Genomic DNA, 13,819 nt, shown 5'->3' on the forward strand with positions numbered 1-13,819 from the left:
CATGGCCCGGCGCCATCGCGTTACAGCTGGATGCGGGCGACGCTTTCTTCGCTGCCCTTTGCATCCTTCTCGCCGTTCTTGATGCTGACGTACAGCACGTTGTTCTTCGCATCCAGCGCCAGGCTGTTGGGGTGCGTGGGCACTTCGTACGTGGCCACCTTCTGGTAGCTGTTGCTGTCGAAGGCGGTCACGGTACCGGCCTCACGGTTGGTCACGTACAGGCGCTTGCGCGGTGCATCCAGCAGGATGCCCAGCGGGCCGGCATCGGTGGGAATGCTGGCCAGTTCCTTGCCGGTGTTGCGGTCCAGCACCAGCACGCGCTGGCCCGGGTGCTTGCTGGTGAAGCCTTCGCTGCTCTTGGTCATGTAGTTGCGCAGCATTTCCGAACCCTGGTCGGTCACGAACAGGCGCTTGCCGTCCGGGTCCAGCGCGATGTTCATCGGCTGCTCGGCGGCGATTTTGTGCTCGGCCACCACCTTCTTCGCATCGGTGCCCACTACCACCAGATCGGCCAGCAGGTTGCTGGTGTACACGCGCTTGTTGGCAGCATCCAGCGCCAGGCCCGGCGCCTTGGCCTTGCCCAGGCCCGGGATGGTGTCGATCAGCTTCAGCGTGGTGGTATCCACCACGAACAGCACGCTGCCTTCGCCGGAATGACCGGTGACGTACAGGCGGTTGGCCGCGCTGTCGACCACCAGCTCGCGCAGGTCGTGGGTGTAGCTGGCCTTGCCATCCTTGCCCACCTTCTTTTCCATCAGCTGCACGGTGCCGATGGCTTTGTTCTGCGCGGTATCCACCACGGTCACCGAGGTGTCCACGGTGTTGCCCACGTACAGGCGGTTGTGCGCGTCATCCAGCACCACGCCGAAGGCCTTGCGCTCCAGCGGAATGCGGGTCTGCACGGCCAGCGTGGCCGGGTCCAGGCGCAGCACCTGCGACGGGCCGGCATCGTCGCCGAAGCCACCGGAGGAGGCCACGAACACGGCCTTCTGGCTGGGGCTGTAGGCCAGCTCGTACAGGCCCTGGGCAACGGCCTGGCGCTGCACGGCGGTGGTGGTGCGGGCGGCGGCGGCGTTATCGGCAAACGCCGACGGTGCGCCCACGCTGAGCGAGATGGCCACAGCCAGTGCGGCCGAGCGGAAAAGCGACAAACGGGTCATGCGAGCATCCTTGAAAGGGCACGGGAGGGTGTCCTGGCTCGCTGGGCCGTACTGCGACGGCCCGCCCCGCATCTGTCTGCGCAGGGTGGGCTGGCTGGGTTAGCAGGCCAATGGTAGCAGGTGAGCCTGCAGCGTGCGCCCGCGTGCAGCCGTGCGGCGGATGCACGCCCCGCGCGAACGGCGCCCTACTGCTCCTTCAACCGCAGCGAATCGGCCACGTCGGTCCGCGCCGCCACTTCGGTGGCGATGCTGGCGCGGCGGTGACCGGGATCGTTGCGGTCGCCCTGCACGATGAAGATGCTGCCGGCGGCGGGGCTGTCCTGGGTGGCACGGCTGAGCAGCACGTGGTCCACGCGTGACAGGTTGTTCTGCTTGGCCAGCACCAGCAGGCTGGCGCTGATGCGCTGGCTGGTGGCATCGAAGGTGCGGCCGTGCGCGGCATCCAGCTCGGCGACCTTCTGGATCAACTGCGCGAACAAGCGATGGTCGGGGTGCGAGGGGTCCAGCAGCGTGCCAGCCACTTCAATGGGCGTGGGCGGCGGCTCATCGCTGCGCCCTTCCCCCTGGCGATGCTGCTCGGCCTCGCGTTCGGGCATCGGGTGGTGATGCTCGGCATTCAGTTCGCTGTCCGGAAACGGTGCGGCAATGCACTGGATTTCCGGCAGGTTGAACAACACGGCGAACTCGCCCAGATCGCTGCCGCCATCCAGCGGCGCGGGCAGCGGGTGCAGGCGCGCGTAGTTCAGCGCAGCCCAGATGAAGTCGCTGCAGCGGTTGATGGTGGCGGGGCGGTCGACATCGAACTCGAACTCGGCCGGCGCCTCGGCGAAATCGCGCAGACAACCGTAATGCTCCTGGGTGATCTCCAACGTGCGGCTGTAGTACGGATCCACGTGCTCATCGGCATCGTCGTGGCGCACCTGCGCGTACTGCACGCCGCTGGCGGTCTCGCCCGGCGGCAGGCGCGGCGGCGCGAAGCCGTAGCTGTGTGTGTCCTCACCCTCGGCGACCTGCAGATACATCTGCCCGCGCGGGGATACGCCCCCGCTCCTCAGCGGGGTGCCCGGTGCAGCCAGGAAGACGGTGACGGTATAGCGGGTTGCCTGCTCCATGCCTGCTTTGCCTTGTTGGGTACTGCGGTCCTGGCCGGATGATCGCATAGCTGGGCGGAGCGGCAGGTGGAGGGGCGGCGAGTGCAGCAATCAGCTTGCTGAATGTGTGAACCAGCGAGCATTCCGGCAGCTTCCGGAACGTGCCACGGCACTCAGTGCCGCGGCGGCACCGCGCTTGGCTATAGTTGACCTCCTCATGCGCAATGGAACTGCCTCATGAAGACGGCATCACCGGGCCACGCCATCGCGGTTGCCATGGCGCTCGCGCTTAGTGGGTGTGTCAACACCACCTCCATGGATGCGGGACGCAACGATGCCGGGGCCACGGAAGATCCAAACGTGCGTCGCACGATCAAGGGACACACCTACACCACCGACCCGGTGGAAGCCATGCTGGGGCCTCACCGCTTCCTGTTCCCCGCCAACTACTACGATAACCAGATGGGTCCCTACTTCGATGGAAGCCTGGGGTTGACCCTGCTATGGCCAGACCTGGGCCCCGCCCCGCCGGGAACGCGCCCGGACCGCTCCATGGAAGACTTCCAGCGCTCGGTAGTGCTCAGTTTCTCTTACATCGACCGCACCCCGATCACCGGTCTGATGGAGCGCTACACGAGCACGGAGCAGACATCGACGCCCACTTCGGCATGGCGGAACGATCCAAACCAACGGCTGGACCTGCGACTCCCCCAGCCCAAGCGCTTCGGGCTGGTGCCCTACGCCATCGACGAAGCACTGATGCCCGCCTTCGAGGCGGCACTGGAGAAGGAAACAGGCATGCCGCAACGTCGCAATCGCCGCATGGAGAAGGACTGGTACATAGCGCGCAACGACCAGGGCGCACTTACAACGTTCATCAAGTGCGATAGCGAAGCCCACTTTCCCGATGGCCTGACGATTGCCGGAGCTCGACTGATCGACACGCCGGACAACCGGGTGGCCGGCTGCGTGCATTACTTCGTGGATATGGACCGCAGTATCTCCATCACCGCGACGTACCCCCGCGTCATTCTGAAAGACTGGAAGAGGATTGAATCTGCCACCCGCCGCGCCATGGCACGGTTCGAAAAGCACTGAATGCAGCAGATCCCACCTGCCGCGTACCCACTACCCTGCACCATTCATGGAGACCAACGATGTCTGGCATGTTCCAACCACGATGTTTACGTGCACCTGTGGATGATCGCAGCATCCGAATTGTCGTCAGCCGAATGCAGGGCCCACTCTCCGAAGCAGATTCCCGATGACTCGATTGAACGTAACACTGGCGCTGGCACTTGCGGCGCTCGCGCGTGGTACACCGTGCGCGGCGGCTGGCGCCGCTACACCCAGCGTTACTACCGAAGTATTTGTAGAACCCGGCGACAACACCAACTTCGAACTGGAACATGCTCCCACCACGCTGCACGCGCCACCACCGCGCCTGCCCGCCGATGTCGAGACGCCGGCGCTGCCAGTGATCGTGGCAGCCGATGTTGATGCCACCGGCGTGGTGACCACGGTAATGGTGGCGCGCTCCAGTCGCCTGCGTGACGTCGATCGTGCAGCGTTCAGCGCGGTCAACAACTGGCGGTTCGAGCCGGTGGTGATTGATGGCGTTGCAGTGCCGGTGCGGTTGCGGGTGAAGGTGCAGTTTCTGGCGGAGGACTGAGGAACCCGCCAGGACATGAGTGCATCTGGATCACCGCTCGGGTCTGTTCAGCCGCATCCCTCTGTCGTGGAATACGCCACCGGGCCTGTCCTATAGTGCCTCGTACACCGCAAGGGGGCACGCCGCACTTCGGGCTCACCCCGTACGCCATCGACGAAGTCCGCATGAGGCAGTTTTCCAATGCCTACGCGGCACAGCGCGGCGCGCCGCCGGTGCGCACGCCCGAAACCGACCAGGAGTGGTACATCGCCCTGGACGCACAGGGCGCGCTGGCCACGTTCATCACCTGCAACCCGCCTCGCGATGGGAACGAAGGCCTGACCTTGCAGGGCACCACGCTGCTGGATGACCCCGATGTGCCGGTCGCCGTCTGCACGCATACCTTCACCTACCCGCAGGATGGCCTGTCGGTGCGCGCGATCTACCCACGCGTACTGCTCAAGGACTGGAAGGCCACGGAGGACGCCACGCGCGCTCTGCTGGCCCGCTACAAGCTGCGGTAACCGATCTCGGTTCAGCAGGAACGACACATGGGTGACCTTGAACACAGCCTGCGCAGCTGCGGGAGCGTAGTCTCCAGTGGCTTTCCCGGAGTTTGAACACCACTCGCCAGCCAGTGATATCAAGGAGTTAACCATGAAGGCAGAACCGCTGGCATTTGCCACCGCACTCGCGCTCTTCTGCGGAAGCGCCCATGCCCAGACGGCCGCCGCCGATGCGGATGCAGATGCAGAGATGGCAATCCTTGCGCGCAACTACATCAGCGAGCACCCCGGCGTCTCGATCGATGCCGCCATCACACGGCTCAACCTTCAGGGCGAACTCAATCCAACGTTCGAAGGTCTCAGCAGCGAATTCGCGGACCGCTTGTCTGCCATTTCATTGCGGCATTCCCCAGATCAGCACGTCTTCGTGGAGCTGATCGGAACGAAGCCGGTGCCCGACCGGGTGGTGAAGACCCAAAGCGGAATCACGCGCGTCGTGTTCGAAATCGGGAACCTGCATACGGCGCAGGAATTCCACGAGATACTGGAACGAAACACCTCGCTGATCCATAGCGTGATTCCAGGCATTACGGGTGTTTCGGGCTCCCCTGGTGACAACCGCGTGCTGATCCTGATCGAGGGCGATGCGGCGCTGGCTGGAAGCCTGGACCCGCAAGTGAAGCTGCTGGAGCAGACCCTTGGGATGGAGGTTGCCATTGAGCCCAACCACCCAAGATCGCGCAATGCCGTAACGGCACCTGGAAGCTGAGTCCGGCGCGGCCAGGCCCCGCCAGCCATCCAGCTCGTTCACCCCATGCGTATGTCCCTTGCCGTTTGCGCGGCAGCATCGCGCTGCTGGCTCTCCTGCTGACTCTGCTCAGCCAATCGCGCGTCGATCTGCTGGCTTCGATTCACCTCGTCGGCAAGCGTCTGCTGCGGCTGGTTCAGATCGACCATTGCCCGATATCCGGGTGTCGTGCCCATGACAAAAATCTTCCCGTCGTGAAGCACCGTCTCACGCAACTGCTCTGGTTTCTGTATGCCGCATTCCCTTGTCGCATTGACGGCAGACAGCACCTGCTCATCACTAACAGTGGTCGCCAGCTCTGAGCGCATGCGATCAAACAACTGTTGCGAGTCCTTCGAGAGTGCAACGCGCTCAGGAGAATGCTGACCTTCCACCTCGGTCAACAGCTTCTGCAAGCGCGTTGGCTTCTTCGGAAGCGGATTTTCCTCAAGCGTGTTGAGCGTGCTATTGGGGAATGGCTTGGGGATGCTCTTCAGCGCATCCAGGTTTGGCAGCACCTTCATCGTCCCATCGAAGTCCCGGTCCGGACTGTCGAGCTTTGGCCGCAGCCCCGCTTGACGCAGGCCTGTCCATACGAAGTCGACACAGCTGTTCGATGCTCCGTTGTAGTACAGACCAAACTGCTTTTCGCTTTTATTGACGCCAGCCTCGCCATACGCCTTCAACTTCTCGTACTGCTCCTCGGTGATCTCCAACCGATAGGCGTAGCGCGGGTTCTGATACGTCTTGTACTCATCCTTTACCACCTGACCGGGCCCCATGACACCGGTACTTATGGGAGAGAACCCATAGCCATGCTTGTCTTTCGAGTTGGATACCATGAAGTACGCGTGGCCAGCAGAGGAAGAATGGAGCGATCCGTCCTGGTTTGCCACCGTGGTACCCGGTGCTGCCAGATACACAGTCACGGTGTAGGGGCCCTTGCCCTCTCCAGCGTTCGCCACGCCACCCGCGCCAGCTTGGGATGATGTCTGCACTTGAACCTCCATGTCTTACTTCACGTTGTAGTTGGCAACAAGAAGCTCAACGTTCAAGTGTGCGATGCGCGGATTTTCCTGCAGGTTCGTCACCTGCAGGCGGTATCGTCCAGGCGACAAACTCTCGGCTGTCGCGCTGGCCACCTCGAATTGGCGATAGGCCATGGACATGTCGTACTTCCCGACCTTCACCAAACTGTTTGAATCGGCCCCTGTCGACGAGCGCAGAGGGAAAACATCGCTGCTTGCCTGAACGAAGACCGGGTTGCCAGGCACTGTCGCTGGATTGAGCCGATGCAGGGCCACCGGGGTCTCATCGCTCCCATCCACCTTCCACAATTGCACCCGCAACGGCAGCTCCGCCTTTTCCAGGAAATCCACATCGCCGGGCTTCATGTCAGGGCGCCCCGGTGGGCCGCCCGTGCGGAAACCAATGAGGAAGGTCCGCGGCCCGGAGTCCTCTTCCCCCCGCGGCGGCAACTCGAACCGCGCTTCCACCACGGCGCCCGCGTGAACAAGATCCATCGGCTTGGCGAGCGGGAAGCCATCGCCATAGGCGGGAGGTTGCTTGCCACCGCACGCAGCCAGCAGCAGCGGCAGCGGAAAGGACAGCATCCACTGCTTGAACAGGTTCCTCATCCTCACCTCGAACTGTGTAGATGCATATCGAAACAGGGCGCGCGGTCTGTTTATACACGCCGTTGCGGTGGAACGCTTGAAGGATGCTTCCGAACGTCAGGGACTGAGCGCTGCGTCGCTGTTACTGGGATGCGAAGGGGCTCTCTGGGCTGGAAAGTAACGTCGGACAGACCTGAGCCGTGCCAATTGCGACTGGCGAGGAGCGTGAGCCATGCGAATCGAACCGTGCCTCCACTACAGCGCCCGCGCGAACAAGATCCATCGGCGTGGTGACCGGGAAGCCATCGCCATAGGCGGGAAGGTGCCCGCCGCCACAGCCGGCCAGCAGCAGCAAGGGCAGCACCCATTGCTTGAACCGGAGGATGCTTCCGCGCGTCAGGGACCGAGTGCAGCGTCTCTGTTACGGGTACGCGAAGGGCCCTCTCGGCAGGACTACATCGCCAGATCGACCTGAGCCGTGCCCATCGCGATTAACGACAAACGTGATCGATACGAAGCGCCCAGTGCCTGTTCGTGCAGTGGCTCAAGCCCCACATCGGCCCGCCCCTTGCCACTTCAGCCGGGGTGCCGCCGGTTACCCCCCGGCGGCACGACTGACCGGCGTACTTCCTCTATGGCTCAATCGGGAAGCAGTTCGATCCGCCAGGTGTCCAGCAGGGCCTGGATGTCTTCTCCGCCGTCGGCACGCGCCTGAAGGTGCCCCAGAAGATCCTGCTGGCGCGGCTGGGCGAAGACCATGCGATACAACGCCAGGCTGCTTTTCAGCCGATCAAAGCGAAGTTGATCCTGGCTGAGTGGGAAGTGGAACACCTTGCGTTCAACCGCGACGCCACCAGGCGCTTCGCAGATCCAATACGGCACAAGGCCCGCCAGCGGTGTGTCCTGGTGTGGGGCCTCCGCCTTCTGGAACACCGCCTGCCACGGATCGCCTGCTGCGCAATCGGGTACAAAGCCGGCCAAGCGGGCTACGTTGCGGCGGACCGCAAGCCCCTTGTAGCGGTGCACCCGGCCTTCCCGCTGCTCAAGATCCACAGGATTTCCCGGAAGGTTCCAGTGGACGATCGAATGGCACCAGGAATGGAAGTCCAGCCCCTCCTGTCCCACTGACGTGGACGCCAGAACGAAGGGGCGGAAGGGTGAATTGAAGGCGTTCTGCAGGGCATCCTTGCGTGCCACAACCTTGTCATCCTCCGTGGCATTCCCGTAACGCATGGCATAGCGGCAGCGAAGGGACAGCGCGTCGCCACGGACGAGCTTGCCGTCCACCACCTGCATTCCCTCAGGATGCAGCTGACTTGCGCGCACGTGGCCCGCGTCGCCCACCCCCTTCGCGATGGCCTGTGCATGCGTCAACGCCTCTCCCGCTGTCTTCTGCTCGTGCAGCAGATGCAGGTATTCGTCGAGCAATGCCTGCAGATTGCCCTCTGCACAATAGGAAACGGCGCGCCGCCAGTACACGGCGCCCTCCTCGTGGGTGATGATGGCGACGGCTTCAGGCATGTTCAACTGGCGCCGGAACACGTCAGCGATCTTGACTGCCGCCAGCCGCAGATCGGCCTCATCGTCGTCCGGCAACAGGCGCAGCAGGGAACGCAGGGCGCATACGCCGGGCGCCCCCAACGCAAGGTCGGCCAGCACTTCGGCAATGTCGTCAGGACGCGGCCCAAGCGTCTGCAGCGAAGGCTCATCAAAGCCACGCTCCCACACTTGTCGCCAGTACGCGACGTGGCGAGCAAAACCGAGCCCGGGAATACGCGTTGCACCCTCCTCCTCGTCCTCGCCAGCGCCGATGGCCAGCTCTTCCTCACCCCAGCACGGGTCGGCATCCATCCCAACGTGTGCGCGCTCAAGCAGCAGCAACGTCAGCCAGTACCAACGCACATCCGGCGGACCGGAATACCTCGGCTCCTGTAGATCCAGTGCATCGATCTGCGTCCTGATCCGCAAGATGGCCTCCTGCCGTGCTTCGGCCAGTCGCAGGCGCCCACCGGCAGCGACCGACAGCGCCAGCGGGTCGACCACTGTGGCCAGCATGAGCGAAGGGAACAGCAGCGTCAGCGCGTTCATGTCCTCATGCCCGCTCTTTCCACCGTTGAAGCGCAGTCGCGCACTCAACGTGGTGGCCGCAGCATCGTATTTGGGCTGCAGCGCATGGCCCGACATCGCCAACTGCTCGGCGTGGTACGACAGAAGTCCTGCGATGGCGTCTGGAACCATGTTCCAGCTTGAGAACACCAGCGTCTTGCTGAAGTGCGGCGCATCAGCGTACGCGCCCTCGCCCGCCCAGTAGGGCATGGATGGCGGCACCCAGAGCAGGCGCCAGCTACCCTGGTCCCTCATCTCGCTGGCAAGAAGGTCCATCCGGGGGTTGGCGGCAACCAGGGGGCTGTACGTCTGCAAGCGTTCCTGGCTCAGCATCCGGTAGCCACCATGCCGGGACAGCGTGCTGCCCATGGCCTTGGGGCCTGCGCGTTCCATCAGGCGGCGCTTGAATGTGTAGCCGTCTGCGCGCATGAAGTTCAACAGATAGGGGCTTGAGCGCCAGAATTCCATCACGTCGTTGGCCTCGGCCTCGCGTGCCAGCGCATCCACGCATGCATAGTCGGCCAGGTCCTCCGCCGTCAGCGACAGCGCCAGCGGCACGTCCTTCACCATGGCATCGCGCCCCTGGGTCACACCGACCCGCTCTGTCCGGCACATCACCCGCTTCAAGCGCGACTCGATGGCCTGCTTGAGGGATGCAGCATCCGCTTGTGCGGCGCCAACGCCGACCAGCGCCGCCCGGAACGCGGCAAGGTCAGCGCGAAGCGCAGCCTCTTCGCTCGCATCATTGAACAGGAACCTGGCTGTTGCCAGGAAGTCACGGTAGTGATCCTCCTGGTCCTGCTGTGCCACGAGCATCTTGTAGGGCGTGGCCGAGAGCAACAGTACACGCGGCTTGCTCTCGTGGTCGAACAGCTGCTGCGCAAGCTTTGCTGCCGAAGACCCTGGGGCCACATCGTCATCGGCCTCCGGGTCCTGGACAACCAGCAGCTCACGGAAGCGCTGGAACTCATCCAGTACGACCAGGTCCGGCTTCAAGGCCTTCAGGCAACAATGCGCCAGCGTGGTACGCAGCCACGCGGTCAGCTCCCGGGCTTCTGCGCGCTCATCAGGCTCCAGCGCGGGCTTCCGGCGCCTGGCGTGTCTTTCGCAGACCTCGATGAGCTGCTTCAGCCGCTTTCTGTCCAGTGATTTGACGAAAGCACGGGTGATGGTCGGGTCCGGCTCGTTGACGCCCTCCTGGTGTTCGAACCGCTGCCGCCAGCGCTCGCCCAGATCCCCGCGCAGCACCCAAGCCAAGCCGTTGGCATTGAGCGCGGGAACATCCTGCAACATGCGGTGGATCAGGCTGCGCTCGATGGCCAGGCCGCCGCCCCGGGTTGTCTCGAACGACGTGCCTGGAGTGAAGCTGATGAAGTTGACGCCGGCACCGTCCAGTCCACCGTCAGCCAGCGCCAGCGGAAGCAGTGTCAGCCGCGTCGCGCGTACCGCCTTGGTGGAATGAAGGCGCAACCGTTCCAGGTTCTGCAGCGCAATGGACGCGTTGGAGCAGATGTAGATGATGTCCATGCGCTCTTTGCCGGCCGCCTTGTGCGCAACCACCCGCGCAATCAAGCCCTTGGCAACCTGCGTCTTGCCCAGCCCGACTTCATCGGCCACCAGGAAGCGCAGGGCCGGATCGGCATCCTCGTACATCCGGCGGAAGGCATGGTCCACTGTCCTGCGCTGGAACCCCTTCAGCCGGTCCAGAACGGGGGTGGGATCGAAAGTACCGTGGTTCCTGCTCATCATGCGGCCTCCTTGCCAATCGCATTTCCAACAACGTTCCAGAGCGCCAGGAACTCGTCGGGCAGGCACGGCTGCCCGTCGAACGAGGTGCCCTGCAGACGCTTGACGATGCGATCGATCGCCTCGAGCCGCGCAGGTTCCCGGGCATAGATGCGCAGCATCTGCTCAAAGAGCGGATAGTTGGCCGCCAGCCCGTATCCATCCGGCCCATTCCGGCTACGGCCCATTGGCTGAACAGAGGTTCCACCGCCGGTAATGGCCGGCTCGTCCAGCAACAGGCCCAGATAGCGCAGGAACGCGGCGCGGCTGCCCAACAGCTGCGCCATCAGGGCATCCGCCCGGTCGTGCGGAGCACCGTCCAATGAAACTTCCAGTGCGAAGCGCAGCGGTGCAACGTCCAGCGCCTTGGCGCGCGCGTCGACCAATGTCACCTGGAAGCCAACCAGTGCGCTCACCTCGTGGCTCGCATACGCTCCCAGATCCACATGGCCCGCCTGCACGCCACGGGCCCGCTCGGCGGGCACTGCCAGCGGCCACGCCTGCACCACAGCGCCTTCCAGAACGAACCCCGGGCAGGAAAGCGCGAGCGACCAGCCGGACCCCGGAAGGGCTTCACAGCGCAGCGTCCATGCCGCCAGCGCGATCTGGCGACGCATGCCTTCCAGTTGGTCCTGCAGCTGCCGACGTTCGGCTGCCTCGACGCCCTCGCTCTGGTCGGGCGTGTAGGCCTGCAGCAGCGGGTGGAGATGCTCGTCGAGCCACTGCCTTGGCGCGGGAATACGGTTCACTGTGCCGCTCAGCTCCGCAACCACTTCCACGTTGCTGCCCTTCTGCACAACCGCGTTCGTGTAGTTGGCCGAACCAACGGCAACATGCACGCGCTGGCCACGCTGGAACACGGCCATCTTCGCATGCAGCCCCTGCAGTAGATCCGCGTGGCCCGCTTCGTCGCCCTCGGACAGGATACTGTCTGGCTGCAACACGTACGCCTCGCCGTCACTCAGCCCAGCGCTGTCCGCAAGCGCATCCAGCTCATCAGCGCGACTGACCAGCCTGAAGTCGCCCCCGCAGCCCTCACGCAGTGTCTGCAATGCGCCCGCGCGCACGAAGGGAGAGACGATCAGTACATCCTGGGTCTTTCCATCGTTTTCAAACGGCGCCCACGCCACCGGTCGCTTGCCGGTGCCGAGCACGTGGAATGCCAACCGGGTGAAGCCCTTTGGAAGTTCCCACGCTGCACGTTCAACGTCCCTGGCCAGCGATGCGATCATGTCCTGTCGCTCCGGGTCCGGTGGCGTCCCCTGCACGTTCTGTGGCAGCCAGCGAAGGAAGTCAGCAAGGGCCTTGTTGTCAGCCTGCTTGGCCTTCTGCGGTACACCGTCCAATCGCAGGCTGACGTCCCAGCAACGGTCCCAGGTCAGGTTACGGGTCAGAACGAGCAGGCGAACCACGGTGGGCGTCTCGGCGGCGGCGTCGTTGGCGACATAGCGCAGCGCCCACAGCTTCGGATGGAAGGCGCCGCCGTGTGGTGCACATACCTCGTGCACCATGCCTTCTGCCAGCACGGCCAGCGCGTTGCCAGCCGGCGGCGCGTCCATCCGGCCACGCTCGCAGAACACGGCAAGCTTGCGGCTGGCCCGCCGCAGACCTTCCACCAGACGCAACGGGTCTTCCTCGGCACTGTCGTCCTGGTCTGCCAGCAGCGCGATATGCGCCGGCAAGCCAAGCAACGCGCCCAGGGACAAGCTGTAGGTGGTGGCAATGCCTGCATCGAATCGGTAGCCGCTCGGCGGCTGCAGCGCTTCGGTCAGGGTACTGCGTTCAGATGGCTGGATCATGCGGCCTCCAGGCCGTGTAGAAGGTCTGCCAGGTGGCGGCGGGTAATACCCCACCGGTAGTCCAGAACGCCAAGGCCGGAAGCCCCGCCCCATCGATCCAGGTTCTCGCCCTTGAAGCGCGATAGTCCCTTCTTGAGGTCGCCTTCGCGCTCACGCACAAGGGCGCGCGCAGGGGCGGAATCGGCATGGCCAGCAGTGACCAACCCCAACCAAGCGTTCACGAACCTGCGGGTGCGGGTGGGGATCGGGCGTCCTGCGCGCTCTACCTGTTCCCAGAAGCGCTCCACGTTCCAGTCGCCTAGTCCGGACGCCGGCACGCCGTCCATCCATGCCTGCAGATCCTGGCTGTACTTCTGGCGGCGCTCATCGTTGCCAGAGGCTTCCGCCAGCGCCAGGTTGTAGACCAGTGCAGCACCATGGGCCAATCGGGAAAACTGGCGTGCATGTTCCACCAGCTCACGCAGCGGTTGCGGCGCCGTGGCGATCTGCGGGTGCAGCCACGGGAAGCGGGCGTCAGCGCACTCCTTCAATCGACCTTCATCCTGCGCAAGCCACACCAGCAGCGTCTGCGGATGGTGGATCTTCCACTGCTCGCGGATGAACCTGGCTTCTTCGGCGTTCAGCAACAGCGAGCCTTCCTCCAACGCCTCCGGTGCTACCGTCTTCTCCAGCGATGCATGCCAGGTCTGCGCCGTGGGTTCCAGGTCCTCCATCCCGTCGTCCCGCGCCAGCGCACTGCTGCGCTCATGGCGGATCTGCGCGATCGCGGAAAAATAGTCCTGCTGCGAGCCGGAGCGGGCGAGGATGCCCCAGGACCGCATGCCCGCCCAGTACACCGAGCTGGCCAGTCGCTTGAGCTTGTGGCCCGACTGCCCTCCGAACGCTCCGTCCTGCCCACGTAAACGGTCGTTGAGCTTCAGCTCCTCCGCCCGCGCACGCTCGGCAAAGTCCTTGGAGCGCACCTTCGAAGCTTCCAGGCCAATGAACAGCCTCGGCAGCAGCAGCATGTAGCGCAGCCGGGTCTGGATCACCGACGTTCCCGGAAACAACTGGTCGGACAGCGCATCGCGAATGCTGCCGATGCCCAGTTCGTCGCGGGTCTCGGGCTGATCCAGGAGGGCCAGCAGGGTCGTGCTGCGCGCATGCGCAGCGGCATCATGGTCGAGCCATGTCAGGCTGGAAGGCATCTCAGGCGCCCCCGCTGGAACATGTGGGCGTGAACGCACCTCGCGGAACACCGCGCATGCGCTGAATCTGCTGGTTCATTGCTTTTCCCTGTTCCTTTCTCTGGTGTGGGTGAAGCGTGCTTCCGCGACGC

General features: G+C 64.1%; 11 protein-coding genes. 4 read left to right on the forward strand and 7 right to left on the reverse strand.

Annotated features, from left to right (window positions below; translation table 11 throughout):
- Positions 1-20 precede the first annotated feature (20 nt).
- The gene (locus RTY46_RS07060) at positions 21-1,160 is read right to left on the reverse strand and encodes a YncE family protein (protein ID WP_312707442.1); all 1,140 of its coding nucleotides are present in this window, start codon (positions 1,158-1,160) and stop codon (positions 21-23) included.
- A 185-nt stretch (positions 1,161-1,345) separates the two neighbouring features.
- The gene (locus RTY46_RS07065) at positions 1,346-2,272 is read right to left on the reverse strand and encodes an XVIPCD domain-containing protein (protein ID WP_312707443.1); all 927 of its coding nucleotides are present in this window, start codon (positions 2,270-2,272) and stop codon (positions 1,346-1,348) included.
- 216 nt (positions 2,273-2,488) lie between these two features.
- Here RTY46_RS07065 and RTY46_RS07070 point away from each other — a divergent pair, with 216 nt between their 5' ends.
- The 4 genes from RTY46_RS07070 to RTY46_RS07085 all read left to right on the forward strand — a co-directional run bounded on the left by RTY46_RS07070 (position 2,489) and on the right by RTY46_RS07085 (position 5,177).
- Positions 2,489-3,349, forward strand: a complete 861-nt coding sequence (locus tag RTY46_RS07070; protein WP_312707444.1) for a hypothetical protein — start codon at positions 2,489-2,491, stop codon at positions 3,347-3,349.
- A 166-nt stretch (positions 3,350-3,515) separates the two neighbouring features.
- Positions 3,516-3,923 carry a TonB family protein gene (locus tag RTY46_RS07075; protein WP_312707445.1) on the forward strand — a complete coding sequence of 136 codons (408 nt, stop codon included), beginning with the start codon at positions 3,516-3,518 and terminating at the stop codon, positions 3,921-3,923.
- 164 nt (positions 3,924-4,087) lie between these two features.
- Entirely contained in the window at positions 4,088-4,426 is a 339-nt protein-coding gene (locus RTY46_RS07080) for a hypothetical protein (RefSeq protein WP_312707446.1), read from the forward strand.
- 133 nt (positions 4,427-4,559) lie between these two features.
- Entirely contained in the window at positions 4,560-5,177 is a 618-nt protein-coding gene (locus RTY46_RS07085) for a hypothetical protein (RefSeq protein ID WP_312707447.1), read from the forward strand.
- Positions 5,178-5,215: 38 nt separating this feature from the next.
- Here the strand turns inward: RTY46_RS07085 and RTY46_RS07090 are convergent, their stop codons facing one another.
- From RTY46_RS07090 to RTY46_RS07110, 5 genes are all read right to left on the reverse strand, one after another.
- The gene (locus RTY46_RS07090) at positions 5,216-6,205 is read right to left on the reverse strand and encodes a lytic enzyme (protein WP_312707448.1); all 990 of its coding nucleotides are present in this window, start codon (positions 6,203-6,205) and stop codon (positions 5,216-5,218) included.
- A gap of 3 nt (positions 6,206-6,208) precedes the next feature.
- Positions 6,209-6,832, reverse strand: a complete 624-nt coding sequence (locus RTY46_RS07095) for a hypothetical protein (RefSeq protein ID WP_312707449.1) — start codon at positions 6,830-6,832, stop codon at positions 6,209-6,211.
- 618 nt (positions 6,833-7,450) lie between these two features.
- Positions 7,451-10,666, reverse strand: coding sequence for a helicase-related protein (locus tag RTY46_RS07100; RefSeq protein WP_312707450.1), 3,216 nt, complete (start codon positions 10,664-10,666; stop codon positions 7,451-7,453).
- The gene (locus tag RTY46_RS07105) at positions 10,663-12,501 is read right to left on the reverse strand and encodes a phospholipase D family protein (RefSeq protein WP_312707451.1); all 1,839 of its coding nucleotides are present in this window, start codon (positions 12,499-12,501) and stop codon (positions 10,663-10,665) included. The genes RTY46_RS07100 and RTY46_RS07105 overlap by 4 nt, the downstream gene beginning before the upstream one ends.
- Positions 12,498-13,688, reverse strand: a complete 1,191-nt coding sequence (locus RTY46_RS07110) for a DUF6361 family protein (RefSeq protein WP_312707452.1) — start codon at positions 13,686-13,688, stop codon at positions 12,498-12,500. Before RTY46_RS07110 ends, RTY46_RS07105 begins: the two co-directional genes overlap by 4 nt.
- Between the last annotated feature and the right edge of the window lie 131 nt (positions 13,689-13,819).

The organism is Stenotrophomonas sp. (assembly GCF_032056425.1).
Classification (GTDB): Bacteria; Pseudomonadota; Gammaproteobacteria; order Xanthomonadales; family Xanthomonadaceae; genus Stenotrophomonas.